The organism is Pseudoalteromonas sp. RB2-MNA-CIBAN-0110 (assembly GCF_040309305.1).
Classification (GTDB): domain Bacteria; phylum Pseudomonadota; class Gammaproteobacteria; order Enterobacterales; family Alteromonadaceae; genus Pseudoalteromonas; species Pseudoalteromonas arctica.
This window is the reverse complement of the sequence record NZ_JBEOOQ010000027.1, coordinates 41,560-67,180: the sequence shown is the minus strand read 5'-3', so window position 1 is coordinate 67,180 and position 25,621 is coordinate 41,560. Positions and strand designations below refer to the sequence as shown.

Below are 25,621 nucleotides of genomic sequence, written 5' to 3'. Positions count from 1 at the left end.
GTGTTCGTTTGATCGGTGTATTATTTGACTTGGTCATAATAAATCCTAAATGTGTAAACACATTTCAGGACGAGACATTAGGCATAAAAAAAGCCAACTCAAAATGGGCTGGCTTAATCATTACTAAAATTAGTAACTAAATGGGGAATCAACATGATGCTTGTGCTAACTGCAATTAACCAACAAGCATAATAGTAGACGTCCGCTTTTTAATTAAGTTCATAAAAAGATCAAAACTTTTTAAATCAATTTAGTTTTTAATTAGCGATAACATTTGTTGTTCATCAAACTTTGTAAAGCTCATTGATTTATCAGTAAATAACGCATCTACAAGGGCCTGTTTGTCTTGTTGCATTTTAAATACTTTTTGCTCTATTGAATTACTCATTATGAGCTTATACACAAATACAGGGTTAGTTTGGCCAATACGGTAAGCTCTATCAGTCGCTTGTTTTTCTACAGCAGGGTTCCACCATGGATCAAAGTGAATAACTGTATCGGCTTGTGTAAGGTTAAGGCCTGTACCGCCAGCTTTTAAGCTAATTAAAAACACTGATGTTTTACCACTGGTAAACTCGTCGATTACTTTATCTCGGTGGCGCGTTTGGCCTGTAAGCATACTAAAGTTAATGTTTATTTCTTCGAGGCGTTGGGCTATTAAATCAAGTGCCGATGTGAACTGACTAAATATAATAATTTTACGACCGAGACTTAACATAAGCGGTAAGTGTGTTGTTAACCATTCAAGCTTAGCGGAGCCTGCTTGAGTGTCTGGATCTATTAATTTAGGGTGGCAACAAATTTGCCTTAACTTTAAAAGTGCCTCTAAAAATGCAAGTTTACTTTTTTGTGCGCCTTGTTCGGCAAATAAGTCTATTAGCTTCTCTTCTAATGAACGTGTAATACCTTGATACATTTCTTTTTGCTTAGGCTCAAACTCAAACTCTTTAGTTAGCTCTGTTTTTTCAGGCAGCTCTTGCGCTACTTGTGCCTTAGTGCGGCGCATTATAAAAGGCATAATTAACGCTTTTAACTGCTCAGCTCTCTCCATATCAGCTTCACGCTCAATAGGCGTTTGAAAGTGCTGCTTAAAGTGGGCTTGAGACCCAAGTAACGATGGCATAGCAAAATCGAGTAACGATTTAAGCTCAAGTAAATTATTCTCGATTGGAGTACCACTTAAACAAAGTTTAAAGTCGGCATTTAAGCGTTTAACTAATCGCGAAACCTGTGCGGTATCGTTTTTAATGTATTGTGCTTCGTCGAGGATTATATTTTCAAAATATAATGGCGAATAATATGCAATATCACGCTTTAAAAGTGGATATGTAGTAAGTATACACTGCGCTTGCGCTAGGTGCTGTAAAGGATCGTTACGGTTTGAACCAAAAATAGTGGTGACTTTTAAGCTTTTAGCAAACTTAATAATTTCGTTTTTCCAGTTACTCACCAAACTAGTTGGACACACTATAAGTGTAGGGCCCGCTTGCGGGCGGTTAAATGTACTGGCTAAAAATGCAATAACTTGCAAGGTTTTACCCAGGCCCATGTCATCAGCTAAAATACCACCTAATTGGTGACGTTTTAAAAAGCTAAGCCAGTCAACACCTTGCTGTTGGTACTCACGAAGTGTTACTGAGTCATTTAAGCCATGTAATGAAACCTTAGTAATTGCTTTATCGGGACTATTTAGCTCTTGTAAGTATAGCTCTAATGAGTCGTCGTGAAGCTCTACGTTTATAGCAGTGTGCTTTACTAATTCAGGTAAATACGAAAGCGGAATATTAAATTCGTCTCGTGTTTTTACAAATTCAAAACGCTCTTTAAATTCATTTAATAAGTTAATTGCTGACTTATTAATAACCCCAAATTCACGACCAAGCGGATAGTAGTAAAATAGTTCACTTTGGCGATTTAATGACTGATATAGCGGGTCAGTATTAGTAAACAACAGCGATGCCTTAGCATCACATAGCAATACTTTGCAGTGCATTTGATGCCCTGCTGCGCGGTGTACATGTAAACTAACTTCACACTGCGGATTAGGACTCGTTACTTTACTTACACTTACTTGCCAACCACGTTGCTTAAAGCCAGGGAATACTTCGTATATTAGCCAATGCAAATGGATTGAAGACTGCTTTGTAAATACCAGTTCACTTTGTAAACCCCCTTTACAAAATTCAAATCCTAAGTTAATTAGTTCATTAGTTACAGTATTTTCAAATGCACTATTAATCGTACTTGCAGGTGCAGCACCTGCTAAATAGTTTTTATTTTTATACTTAAATAACAACGAAAGAGATAAACCTTGATCGCCCATAGTTACTTTTAAAACAGCATTACTAGAGATTTTAGGCAATGTTGGCTGTAAATTAGTAGGGTGGGGTATTACACCTGCACCAAAGTTATCGGCAAGCTGCTTATATATTCTATCAAAGTTAGCGTCATGCAAAGCAGGCATAGTTTGTAAATGTGCTATTTCGTCTGCACTCAATGGGGTGCGAAGACGGCCCGCTTTTAAATGATCTAAATCGAGGTAAGTAGGTGGTGTTGTTTTTAATAAAGCCCAGTTTTGTGTTTGCTCAAGCTTAATAACTAATTGTGAGAGATCTTTATCTTGCTCCCAACTAAAACTTAATGCTTGGCCCGATTGCGCCTTAATTGGTACTCGAGAACGCTGGAAAAACAGGCGTTCTGTAGCTATCAACTGTTGTAAGGCACTAAAACCCCACTGGCCTTTTAGCTCAATACTTCCCACTGCATTTTGTGAGCGTATCCAACTAAATAATCTAAAATCACTTTCAAGTAAGTCACTCGGCGTTACAAAACTATTTAACTGCTGCTCAGTCAGGTTTCGACCTAGCGTGTAATTCTTTTTAGTCTCAACATTCGCTATTTTAGGTGTTAAGAATACTTTGTTATTTTCAATATCTAATACAAATAATAATACTTGCGATGGCGTGTTTTGATCACCACTTTTAAGTGCGCTTAATTCGCTAAACCAGTCATTAATAAAATAATCTTCGCCATATTCACCAGAGTGCTCTATTTTGAGCTTAAATAAAATAGCAGCTAAGTGTCGGCATTTAGTTTTTGCATTACACGTACAATGCGTATCAACAGAATAACCAGTTGGTACTTTACTGATCTCAATACGTTGGTTAAACGATGATCCATTATCCACTTGTACAATAGAGTCGACTACAGAAAAATTAGGGGTGTGTTCTAGCCAAGTGATTTGACCTTTCTTGTAATATTCTTTGCCTTTATCTAAAACATTTTCACGGAAAAGTTTTTTAATAAAGCGTTCAGACAGAGGAAACTGGGTAGCCTGCTCATTTTTAATTTCTTCAAAAATAGCCATTAAATCATTTTTTGATAAGTTAGCAGACATGTCACTCTAAGCATTAAATTTTAAAAATAATCCTGCCAGTATATGCCTTATGTGCTCTGAGCTAAAGCACTATTAACAAGATATAAACTGGTTGGAGCTGATAACTTAGTAAAAAATCGGTTTATAAGTAAAAATAAGCATCCAATTTTACAAAATAATATTTAAAACAACTGCAATGGTAGAAGTTACATATAGTTAGAAACATAAAAGTAGGCATTACAGATCACGATTTTACTAACAATAATAATAAATGAAGGAATGTAGCTAAAAAGAGGAGATTAGTTAGTAAAAAAGTGATCTTGAAGAAGGAATATGATTATTTAAAGAGGAAATAGGCTAGTAAAGATCAGATTTTTACTAACAAAACAATCTGCCAGATCACTATTTAACTAAGTAAACATGCCTGACAGATCATTATTTAACTAACTAATTAAAGGCACTTAATAACTTAGTTAATTGCTCTAAGCGCTTGTCTGTCATTACTTTATTATCAATTTTGATAGAGACATCACCGCTTTTTAAATTGCGTTGTACCGATATGAAGTTATTTTCTAGTACAGCTTCGCGCTTAACAGCTACTTGTGGCTCTGAAGTTAGGCATTTAGTGATCGCCATTGCACGCTTGTCGTCGCTTGTAATCGCATTTAACTCTTCATCACTAGCTAGGGCAATAACAAGTTGATTAAACGCCTCTTCGTCTCGCTCCTTTGCGCTAACAAGCTTTTTAGCGACTTCGCGACCTACGTGATTAGCAGTAGGGTAAAGCGCAATGACATCAGCAGGAATTTGCTCATAAGCTTTAATTGCATCTGCAATTGCAGTATGCGATACACCTTCTACCGCGGCAATCTCTCTGTAAGATCCTTTTTTACCTTGCTCAATAAGCTCATTTTTAGTTTGTTGGTAAGCTTGGCCAAGCTCCCATAAACTCGGAGCAATGTATTGATCTGAAGATACCGCTAAAATTTTTGCATCTTGATCAGTAAAATCGCTTGAACTAAGTACTAAATAATCTGCGTTACCTAAAATACAGGCCATACGACGACGTGAGCCTGCCAGAACTAAACTTTTGTCACCTTGATCCCAAAGTAGGGCAGGATGTTGATTTCGGCCATCTTCACGAATTGCAGGAAGAATGTCTGATACTGACTTTTCGTTTAGAAGTGCCTGTACACGACGATTTTTGCCATATACACCAGTGGTAGATTCAATATCAGCATGTGCGATCACTTTACAAACAAGCGTAATTTGACGAGCAGGGTCGCTCGGTGCAGGCATTCTAATTACATCGCCAGCATTCGCTTGTTCTAGTAATGCATCAAGACTACTGCTGCCTACAGCAGTTGCAAATGGATCTAAGCGGGTGTCATTTTTACGTTTTTTAGCCATTTTTATTTAACATCCTTACTTAGGAGTATTGAGTGTTGATTGAGTTGACTGCCAATTTGAACGAATAAGCATTTCTAGCTCATCGACCACATCTTTAATATTTTCTTGAGCGCGCATTAATGACTCACGACTTGCTAAGCTGTCTGATGCTTTTTGATCGAAAATAGTGTTGAAAGACGATGAACTAGCGGTAATCGCGGAGCTGTGATTGATTGGGTAGCTCATTACTTGGCGACCAAATGCACTACGAACATCTTTAACGATATCGCGCTGTGAGTGATTACCTTTCACATAGTTGGTCACTAAAAATTGCATAAAGTCCCAGCCCTCATGGCCAAGTGCTGCAACTGTATGGTAAATCTCACCTAGTCGTTTTAAATATTTGTTATTAGCATCAAAATCTACAGCTTCCGGATGAACAGGAATAAGCATCGCAGTAGAGGCCATTAATGCATTATAAAACATAAAGTTAAGGGTAGGTGCTGTGTCAATTAAGATAATATCAAATTCGTCTTTAACGGGATCAATTACTTTCTCAAGTAACTTGTGGTAATGGCGAGTTTGCTCATAATTTGAGGTATCTTTGAGCAATGTTGCTGTTTCGTGCTCAAAGTAAAAGTCATCCATACCCGATGGTAATACACGAATATTTGGGATATGCGTTGGTAAAAATGAGTTAGACACAAATTCAGGCCATGTTTCACCCTCGTCTAAATCTATGCAATCACGCATTAAATCACCAACAGTAATCGGATCGTGCTCACTTGAAGGAAAAAAGCTTGAAGAAGAGCCTTGTGGGTCTAAATCTATAATACCAATGCGATAACGTTTAATATTTGTAGTTGCAAGCGCTGCCGCTATATTAACCATACTGGTAGTTTTACCGCAGCCGCCTTTGAGAGAATTAATTACAATAACTTGCAGTTTGTCATCACCAGTACGATGATCTGGTTTAATGTCCATAATATCGGCCATAGCAAAAATATTTACTAATGTGTAAGCATAGTGACCGTTAGCACCGCGTTTTATGTTTAAATCATCGAAGTCGCCATTATCATGACGTCTTTTTAAAGTACGATTATTACAACCTAATAAATCAGCAGCTGCTTTTTGTGTATACGTTCTTAATTCTTTTTCTTCTGATTTAAGATGGGCACGGTAGTGCTGAATACGTCCTTCTAATGATTTTTCAGCAACTTCAGCTGTGGCTTTCAAAAGCCGATAGGTACTTAATGCGTTATTGTTGATAGACATACTTTCTTCCTCAAAGTTAGGCAGTTAGTATAATGTCCATTCAAATAGCTGTAAACAACTATTTAAGACGACATGCATTTTAAAAACAAGACATCTAAAAATATTTTTACACCTTTAATATTGCTTAGTATAAATAAAGAAGTTTAAAGGTGGTTAAATATATAAGGTAATAAAGGTTAAGGGTGTAAAAAGAGCACATAACATTATGATTTATATGAATAATGTTTAAAAAAGCAGATCAGGTTTATACTTGGTTAAGATCAGATCTTTATCTACCTGCGGATCAGCTTTTTACTAAGGTCTATTTTAAATATAGAGTTATGCACAGGTTACGCATGAAGTTATGAACAAAAAGAGCCCTGCAGATCAGTTTTTTACTAAGTAAATTATAAAGTTATGCACTAGTCGCAACATAAAAATACGCTTTTAATTAGTATAGATCTGATCTGTACTTGGTACAGATCAGATCTATTCTAACTCGATAAGGCTTTATACACAGGGGAATATATTTTTTGGTGTATTTGTCGTGCTTAATTTTAAAATTAAGCCATTGTAATGGACAAAATAACAGCTGAGTTAGTAAAAATTAGATTTGTGATAGTCCACTTAGTATAAATATGATCTGAAATCGTAAGTAATGTACATCACTTAGTATAATAGTGATCCAAACGTTTTATTTAAAGTCAGATCACTTTTATACTAACTTAAACATTTAACTTTTGTTGCTTAATGTGTTGTTATTAGCTGTCGCAATAAAAATGGAAATAAGAACAATGAGCCGAAAGGTCAACATCTCGGTAGATAACTTGCCCGATACACTTAGGGGCCAAATCCACGGGGTGGAAAGTGCAATAGATAACGAAAGTTTAGCACTATTTACAGACAACAAAGACGTGCGAATTTCTATTGAAAATGCAGCACATGGATTACGTGCATATTCAAACACGTTTAATCACTATGATTTGTGGGGACGCTTTGTTCGCTCGGGCTATAAAAAATTGCCACTTGAAGAAGCGCCTAAAAAAACAATTATTACGCGTAAAATATCTGAAAAAGTAGATGGTATTTTGTACGATGGCGAAATAAAAATAACGCCAGCTGTTGTAAGTACACGCAAAGATGGCGAAGATGTTGAATACCTTGTTTGGCCATCAGATAGAGAAGAAAAAGTAGAGCGAGCACTTATTCGTTTAGCTTCTAAAGGCAAAATAGTTAAAATTAATTTTAAATCCGGTATTCAATACGCGGTTGTTTTTTCTATGAACGAATTAGCACAAGAACTCAAAGCGGTAGGGCAGTCAATGCCATATCCTGCAATAAAAGAGTCACTTGAAGCATTGCAAGGTTCTAAACTTTCATTTAAATATTCGGCAACAGATACTAAAAATTCTGATATAGATGATTCGTTTTACGAGTCAAACATGAACTTTTTATCGTCACTGCATTTTAGTGGCAAAAAAGGTCAGGGTGGCAATGTAAAATGCGTCGCCTGTTTAAATGCATTTGTTCATAACATGATTGATAACCTTGAATACAAAGGGTATTACTTTAATAGCGCACAAGAATTAAAACGTGGATTATCGCGTTGGATGATGCTTCGTTTGTATCACCTTTGGCGTTATGCAGCACCAGGTAAAACGTACCATTTTAGATTACTTTCCATTATGGAAAAATACGGATCTATTTATTCAACTGATGATATTACCGAAAATAAATTAAAAGCACTTCGTCGTGATATGACCACCACAATGAAAGATTTGATTGAAAAAGGTGCAATATCAGAATACAGCATTACAAACGTTAAAGATGACAAAACCGGTAACATTATCGATTACACATACGAAATGCACCCGTCTGATCAGTTTTGCGATGAAATACTTACATTGAACAAACACAATAAACGCATTGAAATCCAAGGCGGTAAACGCATTGTTGAAAATGCCGTGCTGATTGATGAAGATAAAATTGAAGAAATAGTAGAAAAATAATAACCGTTATTTTAAATACTGTACGCATAACTAAAAAGGTCACACTATGTGGCCTTTTTAACATAATGACTACCGCTCAACCTGTTCTAAATATAACCTATCAACCAAAAAATCATACTCGCGCTTACGAGGGTGAGTTTCGGGTTTTTGATAATCAGGTAATATACCTAATTTTACGTCTGGTTCTGGATTAATCAGAATAAAGGGTAATGCAGCACTCACATGATAGCGATTTTGCGCTGTGTATCTCACATTTACCTGTGGACTCACTCGAGTAGGGCGGCGAATTCTAAGTTTTTCCTTTTCGCCTAAACTAGCAACCCGTAATTGTTCTTGAGCTACAAGTGATTGCCATTTTTGTTGATCTATCATTCTTGGATTTCGATAACTGGCCGATTTGTCGAGCATTTCGAGAGCCATTTTTTTAGTCAGCGTTTTAGTTGCGTGTTTGTGCATCCAAGTAAACCTAACCGAAAATGGCGATTCGCTTTCACTATGAATTTTACGATATGCAGCAAGCGTTATTAAATTTGGTATAGCATTGTGAACTGCTTCAAATCGAGCATCGTTGCTATCAATAGCTAATATATATTCTTTAAACGTAGTTTTAGCTTTATTTACTTGAGCTATACGATTATTTAAAGCTTGTTTATCTGCATTTTTAATAACGAGCAAACCAGGGTGCCTTTTTAAAACACGACTGCTTAATCCTGATTTTTTATACATGTCTGAAAAAGAGTTTAGGATTGCTTTTTGAGCAGGTACTCCAGTGATTTTAGAAACAAGTATAGATTCTGGAACTTTACTCTCATCGAAACTACTTACATCTGGTAATTGATAATATTCCGCTTTGGAGAATTCACACTCTTTTAGTTCTTCAATCAACCTCAAAGTTAATTCGTTCATTAAATCAAACTGACTTCTAATTTGTACCTTAGTTACCATTACACACCTCAAAGAACACATCTTACTAGCCTTATATTATTACATGCACTTTGCTTTGTCTAAATAAATAATAAATAGTACTCGGGGCTTATAATAACACAATAATTAAATTAAGTATGATGTGTTCTTTAAGGTGGGATATATAAATGAAGAAAGATTGAAACTCCTTACTAATTCATATGACATTGGAGTATTTACTTTGCCGCATATAAAAAGGCTAATACGCCAAGTGCTAGATTATCTAAGTAGTAGGTTGTAAAACTAAGTTTAAAAAAATGAGTTAAGCGGAGTTATATAATTTTCATATATTTATCTAACAGTCTTAGTATTTATAATTACTGACTCATATTACACCGTGTTGGCAGTACGGTGATCAGGCTAAAGATTACAATGACTACAAATGCTTTTTGATATCAGTTCCTCTTTAAGGATGCTTCAAGCAGTAGGGGCTTTAATCATGATGAATTGTAAATTAGCACTATCACTTTGAAGAGAAAACTTAATGGCCTACCACACCTTTAAGTTGTGGCATTTGTGAATATAGTCCTGCATACGAGTGCTATACAAGACTATGCGTCTAGGATTTAAAGCGCAGATAAATGATTACCACAAACGCTCATATCATACATTAAGGTCTACACATAGCATTTGATAGCTTTTAATTAATTACCCGCGTAAAGTTAAGGTTACAGAAGCTGCCATTTAAGTATGATGTGTTCCTAGCTAAGTTATGTATAACATACCCTTATGTACTATTTATTCTCAATGCGTTAAAATTATAAATAGTTAGCTCTAAACGCATGTATTTAAACACTTTAGTTTCTTCGAAATAAAACTAAAGTGTATGTTATATAACCACCTAGGTTAAGTAAGATTACTATTATACTTAACTCATAACTAAATAATTGGAAAATAGTGAATTTAGTCCTTGAACATAGGGGCCTGCATACGTTAATTTCTTCTTATCAGGTAATGTAGGAATGAGGAAAAATTATGCAATCGTGGAACCCAAATAGCTGGAGAGAGCTGCCAATACTGCAGCAGCCACAGTACCCGGATCAAGAAATACTTAAATCAGTAGAAAGCCAATTAAAAACGGCACCGCCTTTAGTTTTTGCTGAAGAAACAAGAAGCCTATTCAAACAACTTGAAGATGTGTGCGAAGGTCGTGCTTTTTTACTTCAAGGTGGTGACTGTGCAGAATCATTTAGCGATTTTAATGCCGCTAACATTCGCGATACATTCAAAACAATCTTACAAATGGCTGTTGTATTAACTTACGGCGGTAAATGCCCTGTAGTTAAAATAGCGCGCATGGCTGGTCAATACGCTAAACCTCGTTCAGCAGACTTAGAAACAATTAATGGCGTGTCTTTACCATCTTACCGTGGCGACATTATTAATAATATCGAGTTTACAGAAGAAGCACGTATACCCGATCCACAACGCTTAATGACTGCATACCATCATAGTGCCGCTACGTTAAACTTATTACGTGCTTTTGCACAAGGTGGCCTTGCCGATCTTCACCAGGTAAACCGTTGGAACATGGGCTTTGTTGCTGCAAATCCACTTAAAGAAAAATACCAACAACTTGCTGATAAAATTCAAGACGCACTAGAGTTTATGGAAGTGTGCGGAATTAACTCTACAATTGCGCCAAGCTTAAAAGAAACCGATTTATACACTTCTCATGAAGCGTTACTACTTGGTTATGAAGAGGCGCTTACTCGTCGCGACCACTTATCTGGTGATTGGTACGATTGTTCTGCTCACTTTGTTTGGATTGGTGAACGTACTCGTCAACTAGACCATGCACATATTGAGTTTTTCAAAGGCATTAAAAACCCAATTGGTGTTAAAGTTGGCCCTGGTATGGACCCAGATGACCTAATTCGTTTAATTGATGCATTAAACCCAGATAACATTCCTGGTCGTTTAACGCTAATCACGCGTATGGGTGCAGATATACTTCCTGAAAAACTTCCAGCACTAGTAAGAAGAGTTCAACAAGAAGGCCGTAAAGTAATTTGGAGCTCAGATCCAATGCACGGTAACACTGAAAAAGCGACATCAGGTTACAAAACACGTAACTTCGACAACATTATGCGCGAGATCAGTCAGTTCTTCGCTGTACACAAAGCTGAAGGTTCATACGCAGGTGGTGTTCACCTAGAAATGACAGGCCAGCACGTTACAGAGTGTACTGGTGGTGCTTACGGTTTATCTGACGATGACCTAGCACAGCGTTACAAAACGCAGTGTGATCCACGCCTTAATGCCGACCAAGTATTAGAGTTAGGCTTTTTAGTAGCTGATTTACTAAAAGACGCACGTAAATAATATTTATTGATACTAAAAAAACCGCTTAGTTGCGGTTTTTTTGTTTATAATTTTATTAGTAAGTTAGTACTTACGTCGCTCTAAATCTGTTTCTATCAGTATTTTAGCAGATATTTCTTCAACAGAATGATGCGTAGAATTAAAATAAGCAATTTTATGACGCTTATACAACATTTCCACTTCGCGGACCTCAATACGACACTGTTTAATTGAAGCATACTTAGAGTTCGCCATACGTCGATGCCTAATAGCCGCAAGTCTCTCAGGGTCAATCGTAAGTCCAAATAACTTATGTTTATAAGGGACTAAACACTTAGGCAAACCTTCATTATCTAAATCTTCTTCTGTAATAGGGTAGTTAGCCGCTTTAATGCCGTACTGCAGTGCTAAGTATAAGCTTGTGGGTGTTTTACCACTTCTACTAACGCCAATTAAAATGATGTCTGCTTCAGAAAAGTTTTTAATATTTCCGCCATCATCATTCATAAGAGCATAATTAACGGCATCAATTCTAAAATCATAACTTTTTTCGTGGATGGAATGCGTACGATGCATTTTAGGAACTGGGGCTACATTGAGTTCTTTTTCTATTTTTTCGCTATATGTAGTTAAAAAGTCATACGTGACTGCATCAGCCGATTTTATAATTTCACTTAAATTGTGATTAACAAAAGTAAAAAAAACAAATGGCTTTTCGCCTGTTTTTGCAGCGGTTGCATTAATTAATGCTTTAATTTCGTGCGCTTTTTCTTCAGTTTCTACAAATGGAATTGTTTTATGATTAAAATCGATAGGAAACAACGACAAAGTCGCATGCCCAAACACCTCTGAAGTAATAGCGGTTCCATCTGATATATAAAAAGCAGTTCTCATAATTAACCTTTTTATTGCGTTTAAATCCCTAAAATGGGTTTCTCACGGTTTACGTGAGGACTATTGCCAGTGTAGAATGATGATGACCTTTATAAAAGGTTTTCTTTCTTAACTCTCACAGTTAGACCTACAATTTGTTTTTTTTGGAGAAAGATCCGTGCAAGAATACGTTCTCTGGTATCAAGAGCTTGGTATGCAAGATGTTCCTCGAGTTGGCGGTAAAAACGCTTCACTTGGCGAAATGATTTCAAACCTAGCAAACGCTGGTGTACAAGTACCGGGTGGTTTCGCAACTACCGCAGATGCTTTTAATGAGTTTTTAGATCAATCAGGACTCACAGCAAAAATTCACAACATCCTAGATACACTCGATGTTGATGATGTAAATACACTCGCTAAAGTCGGTGCCGACATCCGCCAATGGATAATCGACACACCATTCCAACCAAACCTAGATCAAGCCATTCGCGACGCATATAGCCAACTTCATGGCGATACTGCAGCAGATGTATCATTCGCAGTACGTTCATCAGCTACCGCTGAAGATATGCCAGATGCATCATTCGCAGGCCAGCAAGAAACTTTCCTTAACGTTGTTGGTATCGATTCAGTCATGGTCGCTATTAAACACGTATTTGCTTCATTATTTAACGACCGTGCAATCTCATATCGAGTTCACCAAGGTTACGATCACCGTGGTGTGGCGCTATCAGCGGGTATTCAGCGCATGGTACGTTCAGATAAGTCAGCATCTGGCGTAATGTTTAGCATTGATACAGAGTCTGGTTTTGAAGACGTTGTATTTATTACATCAAGCTACGGCTTAGGTGAAATGGTTGTACAGGGCGCAGTTAACCCTGATGAGTTTTATGTTCATAAACCAACACTCCTTAAAAATAAACCTTCAGTAGTACGTCGTAACATTGGCTCTAAAGCCATTCAAATGATTTACTCAGAAGATAAAGCACACGGTAAGCAAGTAGACATCGTTGATGTTGCCCCTGAGCTTTCAAATAAATTTTCGATTACAGATGAAGAAGTGCAAGAACTTGCCAAGCAAGCTGTAATCATCGAAAAACATTACGGTCGTCCTATGGACATCGAATGGGCAAAAGACGGTAACGACGGCAAACTATATATAGTTCAAGCACGTCCAGAAACTGTACGCTCAAACGAAGACTCTAACGTAATGGAACGCTTTCAATTAAATGGTACAAGCAACGTTGTTGTTGAAGGCCGTGCAATTGGTCATAAAATTGGTAGCGGTGTTGTTCGTGTTCTTGATTCAATCAAAGAAATGGATCAGGTACAAGTAGGCGATATTTTAGTTACCGATATGACCGACCCTGATTGGGAACCAATCATGAAACGTGCAGCAGCGATTGTTACAAATCGTGGTGGACGTACGTGTCACGCGGCAATCATTGCACGCGAACTTGGTATTCCGGCAGTGGTAGGCTGTGGCAACGCAACTGATTTAATTAAAGCGGGCCAAGAAGTAACAGTATCGTGCGCCGAAGGCGATACCGGCTTTATTTACGAAGGTATTTTAGATTTTGAAATACTAACGTCACGCGTTGATAAAATGCCAGAACTTCCAATGAAAGTTATGATGAACGTAGGTAACCCCGATCGTGCATTTGACTTTGCACGCTTACCGCATGCAGGTGTTGGCCTTGCGCGAGTTGAATTTATTATCAACCGTATGATCGGCGTTCATCCTAAAGCGTTATTAAATTTTGATGCTCAAACAGATGCATTAAAAGCAGAAATTACTGACATGATTGCCGGTTACGAATCACCAGTAGAATTTTACATAACAAAACTGGTTGAAGGTATTTCTACTCTAGGGTGTGCATTTGCACCAGAGCGTGTAATTGTTCGTATGTCTGATTTTAAATCAAACGAATACGCAAACCTAGTTGGTGGCCAGCAATACGAGCCAGAAGAAGAAAACCCAATGATTGGTTTTCGTGGTGCCGCACGTTATATCTCTGAAGACTTCCGCGATTGTTTTGCACTAGAATGTGAAGCTATAAAACGCGTAAGAAATGACATGGATATGGCTAACATAGAAATCATGATCCCATTCGTACGTACCCTTGAAGAAGGTAAACGCGTAATTGAATTACTAGAAGAGCATGGCCTTAAACGCGGCGATAATGGTCTTAAAGTAATCATGATGTGTGAGCTACCTTCAAATGCATTACTTGCAGATGAATTTTTAGAAATGTTTGATGGTTTTTCTATCGGCTCTAACGATTTAACACAGTTAACGCTTGGTCTTGACCGTGATTCTGGTTTAATCGCACATTTATTTGATGAGCGTGACCCTGCAATTAAAAAGCTACTTTCTATGGCAATTAAAACAGCTAAAGCAAAAGGAAAGTACGTAGGTATTTGTGGCCAAGGTCCTTCAGATCACGAAGACTTTGCAGCATGGTTAGTAGAGCAGGGTATTGACTCTGTTTCACTAAATCCAGATACAGTAATAGAAACATGGTTATACCTAGCTAAAAAATTAGCAAAGTGATAAATATGTAGGCTATAAAAATGCCAGCAATGTATTGCTGGCATTTTTTTATGCTCAATTAAAAGTAAATTAACGGGCTAATTTTTTATCTAAATAAGCACATGATTTAGTTAACGTCTTTTGACAAAGTGATAAATAATGTCGCGCTTTAGGGTAGTAAAACGAAAAGCATAATAAACCCGCCATAAAAAATATAAGTGATGGCTAAGGGCGTGTTGATCTTTGTGGATTGAAATTTGTTCAATCTAGGGGCGATTTAATCGTGGCGCGAGGTTTGTAACCTAGTGGGCTAAGTAAAAACCGAGCAACAAAGAGTTAATCGTCCCTAGAAAGAACCCATTGGGCAGCGCATGTTTGGTATTTATGCTGCGTTATCGCCTATTTATGGGGAGTAACCACACTACATAGGCTCTGCCTTGCCTAAAAACCAAACATACTGCTGCAAATTCAACAACCAAAGGTCAACACGCCCTAGCTACAATCGCAAAAAATAATCCTAGCAAAATAAATAACACGCCACTGATCTGTAATAGTAATTTTTTCATATAATACACCTTATTACTTGTTAACTTGAGTATAATTTAAGCTGCATTAAAATCGACTAAAAGAGTGTTACAAACTGTAAAATCTTCAATTTCTATTCGCCATCACCATGATATAATTAGTCAAATGCCCTAAAATATCGCCGTCATGATAGCAACAATTACACAGCAAGATGCCGCGACAGAACTTGTCGCAAACTACCTAAATACCATTGCAAACCAAGGTTTTATCGGAGATACCGACGCAAGTTATGCAACGCGTATTACCGCTTCAACCGATAACAGTGTGTATCAGCAAATACCGCAAGGTGTTATTTTTCCAAAAAATGAAAAAGATATTCAACTCGCACTGCAAACTGCATCTCGCGACCCGTTTTTATCATTAACTTTTGGTCCTCGTGGCGGTGGAACAGGCACTAACGGACAATCGTTATCACCTGGTATTGTTGTAGATTTGTCTCGCTATATGCGCGAAATCCTCGAAATAAATGTAGAAGAAGGCTGGGTACGCGTTCAAACCGGCGTAATAAAAGATCAACTTAATGACTTTTTAAAACCTTATGGCTTTTTCTTCTCACCCGATTTATCTACCAGTAACAGGGCAACTATTGGTGGCATGATAAGTACTGACGCATCGGGGCAAGGCTCGTTAGTTTACGGTAAAACGAGCGATCATGTTTTAGGGCTAACAACTTATTTAGTTGATGGCACACCTATGTGTACCTCCCCAATAGACATCGACAAAGCACAAATTATAGCTAATCAAGACTCATTAATTGGTAGTTTATATAAAACAGTTTTAGATATTTCAGTTAATGAACGCGCTGCTATTTTAGCTAAGTTTCCACGGTTAAATCGTTTTTTAACCGGCTACGACCTAGAGCATGTGCTAAGTGATGACTTACTTACTTTTGACATGAGCCGACTAATAACGGGTTCAGAAGGCTCATTAGGTATAGTAACTGAAGCAAAATTAAACCTAACGCCTATTGCTGAATTTAAAACGCTTATTAATATTAAGTACGATAGTTTTGACTCAGCACTTCGTCATTCACCATTTTTAGTCGATGCGCGCGCAACATCGGTAGAAACCGTCGATAGCAAAGTTTTAAACTTAGCGCGTGAAGATATTATTTGGAATTTAGTATCGGACTTAATAACCGACGTACCAAATAAAGATATGCAAGGCCTTAACATGGTCGAGTTTAATGCAGTATCAAACGATGATATAAAAGACAAAGTAGACACGCTTTGTAAGCTTCTAGACGAATGCGTAGCAAATCAAACTAATGGCGTTATTGGTTATCAGTTAACCAGTGATAAAAGCGATATACTAAAAATTTACGCAATGCGTAAAAAGTCAGTGGGTTTATTAGGTAATGTGAAAGGCAGTCAAAAACCACTCGCCTTTGCGGAAGACACCGCTGTACCACCTGAAAATTTAGCAGATTATATTGTCGAATTTAGAGCATTACTCGACAGCCACAATTTACAGTATGGTATGTTTGGCCATGTTGATGCAGGGGTTTTACATGTACGCCCGGCACTTGATATGTGTGACCCAGAACAAGAAAAACTACTTAGAACTATTTCAGATCAGGTCGTAAAACTAACCGCTAAGTACGGTGGTTTAATGTGGGGCGAGCACGGTAAAGGTTACCGAAGTGAATATAGTCCTGAATTTTTTGGTGAGCATTTATATACACAACTTCGTAAAATAAAAACAGCTTTCGATCCTAACAATCGCATTAACCCCGGTAAAATATGTACTCCTATCGATAGTGAAGACTCACTAGTTAGTGTAGATGGACAAAAGAGATCGCACTTCGATAAGCAAATATCAATAGAAGTTAAAACCAGTTTTAACAATGCAATGACCTGTAATGGTAATGGCATATGCTTTAATTACGATGAAAATTCACCTATGTGTCCATCGTATAAAGTAACTGGCGATCGCCGTAATTCACCAAAAGGACGCGCAAGTTTAATGCGTGAATGGCTTCGTCTACAAGAGTCAAAAAATGTAGATTTGCTCGAAGTAGAAAAGCAACTTAACAAAGGTGAAGTCATTACCTGGTGGGAACGTTTTGTTCATAGCCGCGAAAAACGAAAAGGTATTTACGACTTTTCTCACGAAGTAAAAGCGTCAATGGATGAATGTTTAGCATGTAAGGCATGTACAACAGCATGCCCAATTAAAGTAGATGTACCCACTTTTCGTTCGCGCTTTTTAAATTATTATCATAGTTATTATGCACGCCCGCTAAAAGATTACCTTGTTGGTAACATAGAAAATAGCGCGCCATTAATGGCAAAGTTCGCTAAAGTTATAAATCCAATTGTTAAAACATCATTAGTTAGTAATGTTATTAAAAAAACGGTTGGCTATGTTGATACACCACAGTTAAGTATTCCTGCACTTTCAAAGCGTGTTACTAAAACACAAAAATTCGATTTTGATTTACTAAATAAATTAAATGCAGAGCAACAAAGTGAATATGTATTAATAGTACAAGACCCATTTACGAGCTTTTACGAAGCGGAATTAGTAGAAAGTTTTATTACTTTAATAACCCAACTTGGCAAAAAACCAATGCTATTACCTTTTAAACCAAATGGTAAACCGCAACACGTAAAAGGTTTTTTGCATGAATTTAAAGTTACAGCTAAAAATGCAGCCGAGTTTTTAAATAAATTAAATGATATTAATGCACCGTTAGTCGGTTTAGATGCGTCACTCGTTATGTGTTATCGCGATGAATATAATACAATTTTAGAAAATAACCGTGGCGAATTTAATGTGCAGCTTGCTCATGAATGGCTAGAAACACAATCGTTTAAATCACTAAGCGCAAAGCAAAATACAGATACCGAATTTACATTACTGAGTCATTGTACTGAAACAACTGCGCTGCCAAAAGCAGCAAATGTATGGCAAACAATTTTCAATGATATTGGTTTAACATTAAAAACAACAAATACAGGTTGTTGTGGAATGGCGGGAACTTATGGCCACGAAGCACAAAATCAAGATAACTCACGTGCGCTTTACGAAATGAGCTGGAAACCAATTGTAGATAAAAATAAACCTGAGCAACTTTTATCTACGGGATTTTCTTGTCGTAGCCAAGTTAAACGTTTTGAAAAGTTTAAACCAAAACACCCAATTGAATTACTAGCACAGGTTCTTAAATAACTTTATAAAATAAGAGTGCTTAAATAAGATCACTTATATAAGAGTACTTAAATAGTTTTATCTAAATACAAATTTAGTAAATTATTTATTAAATACAAAAAGGCGCAACGATTAACTTCATCAGTGATGAAAATAACCGTTACGCCTTTTTTAATACGTATTCTTAATTTACCTAGTTTAAATAATTATTTTTTAACAAAACTATCGGCAATAGGTTTAGTGCTAATACCATGTATAAATACACTAAACAAAATAGTCGTCATTGCTATTGTCGCTATTTGATATTTGTTTTCTATTTGCGTATCTATTACCATCAATGTAAAAACAATTGATGCCAGTCCTCTTGGTCCAAACCACGCAAATGTAAAACGCTCTTTAATACTCAGTGCCGTAAACTGCAGAGACAGCATAACTGGAATTATTCTAATCAATGTTGTACTTAACAATGCGTAAATTATAATTTCAGTATTTAACTTAGGAATAACTAAGTAAGCACAAACAAACCCGAACAAGCACCAAATCATTAACGATGTGAAATCTGCGATATGCTCTGAGTCTTCAATTAATTCTGTTCTAACTTCTTCGGTCGAAAATTTATCAAATAATAAGCCTGCAATAAACACCGCAATAAAACCACTGCCATGAAAATACTGAGTTATAGAAAACACAGCCATAGCAAAACCAAGTAATAAAAACGGACTGGTATTTTGTGCAAAGTAATGACGTTTCATTGCAAAGTTTAAACTCGGTATAAAAACAGCAATACTTGTAATAGCTATTAATAAAGCCAAGCCAAGCTCTCGTCCAAACACACTTAATGTTTGTGTTGCGGTAATAGCTGAATCAGGATTTTTAGCGAGTAATATAAATATTAAAAATATGGGTACGCATAATCCATCGTTCAAACCACTTTCAGTATTTATTCCTTCGCGTATTTTTTCAGGCACTTGTGTACTTGCTAGTAACCCTTTACTTAATGCCGCATCGGTAGGTGTTAAAATAATAGCGAGCAACGCTGCTTGAATAAGTGAAAGCTCAGCAAAGAAAAATAAAGCAACAGCAATACCAAGTAACAAAGTTAAGGGTAGGGCAAAAAACAACAGTAAACTAGGATACTGAAAACTATGCCTTAATACACTCAACTTTGATTTAGCTGCATCAGAAAATAAAAAAATACTTAGCGTAAGCTCTATAAATGGTAATAAAAGATCAACGCCTTCTTTTATTTTATCCCCTTCGTTGGGTAGCATTAAAGCTAAACATATTCCGCCAACAACAAAAAACATTGGGCCTGTTACTTCTGTTTTTTCTAACTGGCGAAGTGTTAAAGAATAAATTAAAAATAATCCGCCTATAAATGCTATTACTAAATACTCCATTAAATTTTCCTTTTAAGCCCTGATTTTGCTCGCTCTTTAATATTTGTTTGAATATAAATTTGATCGGTAGTCGCAATTTTAGAATGACCTAAATCTTCTGATAAATGTTTGAGCGGTCTGGTTTGTGCATCATGTGTTGCACCAGTATGACGAAGCCAATGCGCAGTTGCAGCGCCAAGTTGTTCAGCATCATCTTTAAAACCATCATCAAGTAATGATTGCTGTGCATAATCAAAACTTTGTTGTACTAAACGCCTAATTTGCCTTACGGTCATACCACCTTGCCCGCGAATTTTATGAACCAAGGGATCTGATTCATCAACACGGGGAAGGGCAGGTAAACCTCTGTATAGTCTATAACGTTTTAAATATTCAACAAAATCATCGCTTAAGGTTACATCTCGTAATTTATTACCTTTTCCCATTATACGTAAAAACCAAAAACCATCATTATCTTGCCAAAAATGAGACATCACTGGCGACCATTGTGGGCGCTCAGATAATTCTGAAATTCGTAAATAAAGACCTTTTAAGCAGGCAAGCGTAAATAAGTTTCGCTCTAAATCAGGGTTATGTTCGCATAAATCACGCGTTACACCAAAAACATATTCCCATTGAATATCGCTTAATGTGTCTGGAATTTGAATTTGTGATTGAACAACTAAGTACGGACTATTTTTTTTAACAACAGGGACAAAGTTAGCAAATGTTTTTTCTTCTAGTAAGGCAAACTTATAAAACACATTTAATGCTGTAAACATAGACGATAAAGTTTGCTGACTAGCAATGGATTCTTTAAGCATAAAAGGGCGCCAGTTTTGGTTTAATCGACGAATTCCTTGTTCATCTTTATAACGCCATTGCACTGAAGTTGCAGCCCATGCTTTATCGGGTTCAACCATAAAATCAACGTAAGCTTCAATATCTTCACGTTTTAAATCGAATACTGATTTTTCTGCGATTAACCACGACCATAAATAAAAGCGTTCAAGCTCATTTCGAAAACGACTATAAGTGGCTTCTGACTTTCGGCCATAAACATATAAAAACTGATACAAGAATGTCAGATCAGCTTTTGATTCAGTTACAGTCAAGCCAATTTCCTGTATAAAGGATGCAAGTTCTGGGTATTCTGAATTGAGAGTACCGTCATCTAGATGGGCAATTTGATATCTTAATTGTTTTAACGTATCAACCAAAGCAACAAGCATAATGTATAAATATTCAATTAAATAATAGACTTACAGAATAACGTTAAAGTCCGATACTGTCTAGTATTGGACATAGTAAAGTTCTAATTATTTTAATACCGTGATTATTCTATGGTTGTTGGTTGCTATATCTTATTAAGGAAAACATTATGAAAAAACTAATTATACTAAGCGTACTTGCTTTAACAGTTGCGTTAACTGGGTGTGCTACTACAGGTAGTGCATCACCAAGCGAAAAACGTTCACTTGTACAAAGTATGAAAGCAAACACATTAGATAAATTATACGCTGAAAAACCTGATGTTAAAAAACAAATTGCTAACTCTGCTGGTTATGCTGTATTCGATAACGCGAATGTAAATGTAGTGCTTGCTAGCTTTGGCGGTGGTTACGGTGTTGTTAGAAATAATCTTACAGGTAAATCGACTTACATGAATATGGGCGAAGCCGGTTTAGGACTTGGCTTAGGCGTTAAAGATTTTAACGTTGTAATGGTTTTTCATAACCAAGCTGCATTAAACAGATTTATTGAACATGGTTGGGCATTTGGCGGAAACGCTGATGCAGCAGCAAAATATGAAGATAAAGGCGGTGCACTGGTTGCCGAAGCGATTGCAGATCAAGTTACTGTATATTCTGTAACCGAAAACGGCCTTGCACTACAAGCTGTATTAAAAGGAACTAAGTTTTGGGTTGATTCAGAGCTTAATTAACCACCAAATTACTCTCCTAAAAGCGAGCTGGTTTGTATAATCACGCTCGCTTTATTAAAACCCACTCAATTTAACATAACGTAATTTATGGGCTATCTCTTATACCGCAAATGCGGGGTCACTACTGGACCAGTTAGACACGTAGCTGCAACAATACCCGCAATACATGCAGCGCTAATCTTTTTTACAATATCCGACCATATTATACTTTCTTCTTTAGTTTTTGATTTCTCAATTGCTAAGTTTAATAAAGCTTCTTTTTTGTCAGTTCTAACAATATTATCCCGAAAATATATTGATCACTTCAACTTCTGTTGTCGACCTAAAAGGCAGTAAATAAAAAAGTTATACCCGGCAGTAAAGTAAAATTATTAATAAAATGGGATTCTGCGATTTTCTTATTTACTTCAATGTATTTAAAGTATAATAAAAAACTTGTATTTATATCATTCAAAAAATTAAGTTTCGATATAATCAAAATAATTTATATATGAATAAATAAAGGATTAATGATGGATAAAAGTAAAAGAATTAGACTACTCAAATTTTTCGGCGAAAGAGATGTTCTTGCTTCAATTAAATTTTGGTTTATTGTTTTTTTATTATTTATTGTTCATTTTATATTTATGATTTTATCATCTAATATTAATTACATAGGCTCATTTGGTGCAGTCCTTACAGTATTCGGACTACTAGCCTCATTTACACATTCTTTATATCCAAACTTTAACGAAGACCTTAAAGAACCGTTTCAAAACTTTAATGGTCTATATGTACTGACATATCATGCTCATACATCATTTTCTATAGATAGATCACTCACTCAACTCCCTATTAGCAAAAATGAAGCGACTGCTTTAAATACACAATATAACGATATAATAATTAATAAGTATACGTCTTTAATCAATACTTATATTCTTACGATCATTGGTACTTTTATCTGGGCTTATGCAGGATACTTTGAATTCATTCCTATAAGCTGGTAAATGCTTTTTACATTTAAATTTACATACAATAATCATATAGCCTTCTCTAAAACTAAATAATTTTTTAGTCTTTAATATAGATGATAGATTACGGATACTATTTAATATCAAAATTAAAGTTATTTAATTTCTCGTCAAATGCCTTAGCCAATTTCTCAGTTTCACTAAAAACGGTGTTCCAATATTTAATTCGTGTATCTGCATCAAGATCGGTAAAGTCGTTTCTGTCTGGGATTTTTCCGTAAGGTAAGCTTGCTACAAATTCTTTTGATGGGGTGATCATTACTACGTTATCGTAATTAAGTGGTGACACTTTACGTTTTAAATTTTTATCGAACCACCCTGCTTTTGGCTCTGAATTAAAATGCGGATATAAAATAAGTCCTGGGTTATTAATTTTTAAATCAAAGTGGTAATCAATTATTCCGCCATCGCGATATATTCCTTGCGGCGAGCCTGCAATATTTTTTATGCCTTGCATAACAAGTGGTATTGAGCCCGATGCAAGTAACGCGTCTTTTAAATTATTTTGAGTAAGCGCTATATTTTGCGTTTTAAAATTGTAGCTGTCGGTAATTGATAAGTCACTTGTTGCTGGGCCAAATATAAAACGCTCATATTGCGAGCCTAATAATTTTCGGTTAACGCGATTTAACATATAACTTTTTGATAAACCCATTAACTGTATTAATTTATTTTCGCTGGCAATAAAGCCATTCGATTTTGCTACTATAAAGTGCGCTTTAAATACGGGGTTATTTATAATTTCGGTGACGCCGTTATCGCCAAAAACATCTTCAAGTAATGCGCGCGCTTTTATTGTTATTTCATTTGGTGTTGGTTTATTACTTGAGTACCTAGTTTGCGAATACGATTTTGCTAATCGCTCAATGGCAGCAACAGGATCGTTTTGTGCAAAACACGCAGAGCGAAAAGCGCCTGCAGATGAGCCGATTAAATTAAGTGGTTGGGTACGGTTTTTAAAAAATTCACCAAAAATATATTTATCTAAGCCAAATAATGTAAACCATTTAGGACCGCCACTTGCACCTAAAAAAGAGGTGAAAAGTTCAGGTTTAAAGCCCTGTTCGTTAATAATTTTAGCCGCTGTTTTCCCTGCGTGAATCTCGATCATCTAAAAAATTGTGCCTTTTATTTTGGTTGCTTCAGTTATTTTCACAACACTGAAAGTGAATATTTATGCAAAGCAAAAAGCGATTCCATGTTGCCATAAAACCGCTTTTTATAGTTAAGTGTGCTTAAAGTACGTGAATTAATCCCAAATGCCGTCTTCGCATTTGCCCTGTACTTTTACATCTTTTACTTTAAATTCGGGCTCTAAACCTTTGTCTCTTTGTGCGTGGTAATCGCTCGTGACAGACAAAATAGTCGGCGTTAACAGTATAATAGCGATAACGTTAACCACTGTCATTAACCCTAAGGCAATATCGGCTAAATCCCAGACTTCTTTTAAGGTCGCCGATGCGCCCCACAACATCATTGATAAATAAAGCAAAGTGTAAATGCCGCGCCCTACTTTGTTGTCGAGCTTAAATAAGTGCAAGTTGCTCTCTGCATAGGCGTAGTTTGCCACTACCGATGTAAAAGCAAATAAGGTAATAGCGGCTGCTACAAAATAAACACCACCTTGTGCTAAATGAGCGGTCATCGCACTTTGTGTTAAACGAATGCCTTCCATTTCACCGCTTATGTCTATATCGGCTAATAAAATGATCACTGCGGTACAGCTACACAGTACTATTGTATCGAAAAATACGCCTAGCATTTGTATGTAACCTTGCGTTACTGGGTGATTAGGAATTGGGCTGGCACTTGCTGAAGCATGCGGAACACTACCTGCACCGGCCTCATTAGAATATAAACCACGTTGAATACCGTTTTTAATGGCTGCGCCCATTGCACCCGCTCCGGCTTCTTGTAAACCAAACGCCGATAAAAATATATCTTTAAGCATGGCAGGTACTTGCGTGAAATTTATAATCGTAATAATAACGGTGGCAAGTACAAACACAATGCCCATTATTGGCACAACACGCTCTGCAAATCGGGCAATTGCTTTAAAGCCACCGAGTATAATTGAGCCGGCTAGTACGGTAATAACCAGGCCTGAATAAAATGTAGGAATTTCAAACGCGTAATTAAGTGCGTCGGTAATTGTGTTAGTTTGCATTGCGCTAAACGTAAAGCCGTAACCTAAAAACAAACACGCGGCAAACACAATTGCAAACGCCCGACTACCCAAACCTTGTTGAATATAATACGCAGGGCCGCCTCTAAACTCGCCGCCACTATCGCGCACTTTATATACTTGCCCAAGTACGCTTTCAGCAAAGCCTGTAGCCATACCCAATATGGCTATTACCCACATCCAAAATATAGCTCCGCTGCCGCCAAGTGAAATTGCCACTGCCACACCGGCTAAATTACCGGTACCTACTCGTGCGCAAAGCCCTGTACACAACGCTTGGAATGATGAAATGTCGTCTTTTTTACATTTGCTGCTGCCTTTTAAAAGGCTAAACATATGTTTAAATTTAAGTATTTGAATTGCTTTTAGTCGTACCGAAAACCATATACCTGTAAACAAAAGTATATAAATAAGTACCTGACCTTCTCCCCATAAAAGGTTGTTTACACTTTTGACGACGGTATCGAACATTACTAATCCCTTTTTATTTTATACTTTTACTTTATGTTAGCACCGACTTTAAACTCTGCATGTAGCGCTACTTAACTTAAAAAATCCGGCAGCTCATTATGCATTAAACATAATAGTGTTTAAGTTTGGCTTTACCCCATAGTGAAGTGTGTATTGATGTTTAATAATCTGTAAGTAAGTACATTTAAC

Annotated in this window: 15 protein-coding genes; 6 read left to right on the top strand and 9 right to left on the bottom strand. The window is 36.6% G+C overall.

Features of this window, described 5'->3' with window-relative positions:
- Positions 1–250 precede the first annotated feature (250 nt).
- The 3 genes from AAEY68_RS13785 to AAEY68_RS13775 form a co-directional block, all read right to left on the bottom strand.
- Positions 251–3,397, bottom strand: a complete 3,147-nt coding sequence (locus tag AAEY68_RS13785) for a DEAD/DEAH box helicase (RefSeq protein WP_350586133.1) — start codon at positions 3,395–3,397, stop codon at positions 251–253.
- A 426-nt stretch (positions 3,398–3,823) separates the two neighbouring features.
- Positions 3,824–4,786 (bottom strand): transcriptional regulator, encoded by a 963-nt coding sequence (locus AAEY68_RS13780; protein ID WP_024594014.1) that lies wholly within the window; start codon positions 4,784–4,786, stop codon positions 3,824–3,826.
- 15 nt (positions 4,787–4,801) lie between these two features.
- Positions 4,802–6,040, bottom strand: a complete 1,239-nt coding sequence (locus tag AAEY68_RS13775) for an AAA family ATPase (protein ID WP_007583176.1) — start codon at positions 6,038–6,040, stop codon at positions 4,802–4,804.
- Positions 6,041–6,813: 773 nt separating this feature from the next.
- Between AAEY68_RS13775 and AAEY68_RS13770 the strand changes: the two genes are divergently transcribed.
- A complete protein-coding gene (locus AAEY68_RS13770; RefSeq protein ID WP_024591590.1) occupies positions 6,814–8,028 on the top strand; it encodes a hypothetical protein in 1,215 nt (404 codons plus the stop codon).
- A gap of 69 nt (positions 8,029–8,097) precedes the next feature.
- Here the strand turns inward: AAEY68_RS13770 and AAEY68_RS13765 are convergent, their stop codons facing one another.
- Positions 8,098–8,973, bottom strand: coding sequence for a DNA replication terminus site-binding protein (locus tag AAEY68_RS13765; protein WP_350586131.1), 876 nt, complete (start codon positions 8,971–8,973; stop codon positions 8,098–8,100).
- A 993-nt stretch (positions 8,974–9,966) separates the two neighbouring features.
- Here AAEY68_RS13765 and AAEY68_RS13760 point away from each other — a divergent pair.
- Entirely contained in the window at positions 9,967–11,316 is a 1,350-nt protein-coding gene (locus AAEY68_RS13760; RefSeq protein ID WP_008167282.1) for a class II 3-deoxy-7-phosphoheptulonate synthase, read from the top strand.
- Between the two features lie 63 nt (positions 11,317–11,379).
- Here the strand turns inward: AAEY68_RS13760 and ppsR are convergent, their stop codons facing one another.
- Positions 11,380–12,189: a posphoenolpyruvate synthetase regulatory kinase/phosphorylase PpsR gene (gene ppsR, locus AAEY68_RS13755; RefSeq protein WP_007583184.1), complete on the bottom strand. Its 810-nt coding sequence runs from the start codon at positions 12,187–12,189 to the stop codon at positions 11,380–11,382.
- A 157-nt stretch (positions 12,190–12,346) separates the two neighbouring features.
- Here ppsR and ppsA point away from each other — a divergent pair, with 157 nt between their 5' ends.
- Together ppsA and ydiJ are read left to right on the top strand one after the other, a co-directional pair.
- On the top strand, positions 12,347–14,722 hold the full coding sequence (gene ppsA, locus AAEY68_RS13750) for a phosphoenolpyruvate synthase (protein ID WP_007583187.1): 2,376 nt from the start codon (positions 12,347–12,349) through the stop codon (positions 14,720–14,722).
- A 690-nt stretch (positions 14,723–15,412) separates the two neighbouring features.
- Positions 15,413–18,460, top strand: a complete 3,048-nt coding sequence (gene ydiJ / locus AAEY68_RS13745; protein WP_024594015.1) for a D-2-hydroxyglutarate dehydrogenase YdiJ — start codon at positions 15,413–15,415, stop codon at positions 18,458–18,460.
- Between the two features lie 185 nt (positions 18,461–18,645).
- On the opposite strand, the gene AAEY68_RS13740 is transcribed toward ydiJ, so the two are convergent.
- The gene (locus AAEY68_RS13740; protein ID WP_024594016.1) at positions 18,646–19,839 is read right to left on the bottom strand and encodes a cation:proton antiporter; all 1,194 of its coding nucleotides are present in this window, start codon (positions 19,837–19,839) and stop codon (positions 18,646–18,648) included.
- The gene (locus AAEY68_RS13735; protein WP_007583195.1) at positions 19,839–21,050 is read right to left on the bottom strand and encodes a tyrosine-type recombinase/integrase; all 1,212 of its coding nucleotides are present in this window, start codon (positions 21,048–21,050) and stop codon (positions 19,839–19,841) included. Before AAEY68_RS13735 ends, AAEY68_RS13740 begins: the two co-directional genes overlap by 1 nt.
- Before the next feature lie 149 nt (positions 21,051–21,199).
- On the opposite strand from AAEY68_RS13735, the gene AAEY68_RS13730 reads away from it, so the two are divergent.
- Both AAEY68_RS13730 and AAEY68_RS13725 read left to right on the top strand, forming a co-directional pair.
- A complete protein-coding gene (locus AAEY68_RS13730) occupies positions 21,200–21,763 on the top strand; it encodes a lipid-binding SYLF domain-containing protein (protein ID WP_007583197.1) in 564 nt (187 codons plus the stop codon).
- Positions 21,764–22,275: 512 nt separating this feature from the next.
- Entirely contained in the window at positions 22,276–22,752 is a 477-nt protein-coding gene (locus AAEY68_RS13725; RefSeq protein WP_350586128.1) for a hypothetical protein, read from the top strand.
- 97 nt (positions 22,753–22,849) lie between these two features.
- Here the strand turns inward: AAEY68_RS13725 and AAEY68_RS13720 are convergent, their stop codons facing one another.
- Complete coding sequence (locus AAEY68_RS13720) at positions 22,850–23,887, bottom strand: patatin-like phospholipase family protein (protein WP_024594025.1); 1,038 nt, start codon at positions 23,885–23,887, stop codon at positions 22,850–22,852.
- A 138-nt stretch (positions 23,888–24,025) separates the two neighbouring features.
- Positions 24,026–25,432, bottom strand: coding sequence for an alanine/glycine:cation symporter family protein (locus AAEY68_RS13715; RefSeq protein ID WP_350586126.1), 1,407 nt, complete (start codon positions 25,430–25,432; stop codon positions 24,026–24,028).
- Positions 25,433–25,621 lie beyond the last annotated feature (189 nt).

Coding starts and splice junctions, on each gene's coding strand:
- AAEY68_RS13785 (WP_350586133.1), bottom strand. CDS start 3,397: ATGTCTGCTAACTTATCAAAAAATGATTTAATGGCTATTTTTGAAGAA.
- AAEY68_RS13780 (WP_024594014.1), bottom strand. CDS start 4,786: ATGGCTAAAAAACGTAAAAATGACACCCGCTTAGATCCATTTGCAACT.
- AAEY68_RS13775 (WP_007583176.1), bottom strand. CDS start 6,040: ATGTCTATCAACAATAACGCATTAAGTACCTATCGGCTTTTGAAAGCC.
- AAEY68_RS13770 (WP_024591590.1), top strand. CDS start 6,814: ATGAGCCGAAAGGTCAACATCTCGGTAGATAACTTGCCCGATACACTT.
- AAEY68_RS13765 (WP_350586131.1), bottom strand. CDS start 8,973: ATGGTAACTAAGGTACAAATTAGAAGTCAGTTTGATTTAATGAACGAA.
- AAEY68_RS13760 (WP_008167282.1), top strand. CDS start 9,967: ATGCAATCGTGGAACCCAAATAGCTGGAGAGAGCTGCCAATACTGCAG.
- ppsR (WP_007583184.1), bottom strand. CDS start 12,189: ATGAGAACTGCTTTTTATATATCAGATGGAACCGCTATTACTTCAGAG.
- ydiJ (WP_024594015.1), top strand. CDS start 15,413: ATGATAGCAACAATTACACAGCAAGATGCCGCGACAGAACTTGTCGCA.
- AAEY68_RS13740 (WP_024594016.1), bottom strand. CDS start 19,839: ATGGAGTATTTAGTAATAGCATTTATAGGCGGATTATTTTTAATTTAT.
- AAEY68_RS13735 (WP_007583195.1), bottom strand. CDS start 21,050: ATGCTTGTTGCTTTGGTTGATACGTTAAAACAATTAAGATATCAAATT.
- AAEY68_RS13730 (WP_007583197.1), top strand. CDS start 21,200: ATGAAAAAACTAATTATACTAAGCGTACTTGCTTTAACAGTTGCGTTA.
- AAEY68_RS13725 (WP_350586128.1), top strand. CDS start 22,276: ATGGATAAAAGTAAAAGAATTAGACTACTCAAATTTTTCGGCGAAAGA.
- AAEY68_RS13720 (WP_024594025.1), bottom strand. CDS start 23,887: ATGATCGAGATTCACGCAGGGAAAACAGCGGCTAAAATTATTAACGAA.
- AAEY68_RS13715 (WP_350586126.1), bottom strand. CDS start 25,432: ATGTTCGATACCGTCGTCAAAAGTGTAAACAACCTTTTATGGGGAGAA.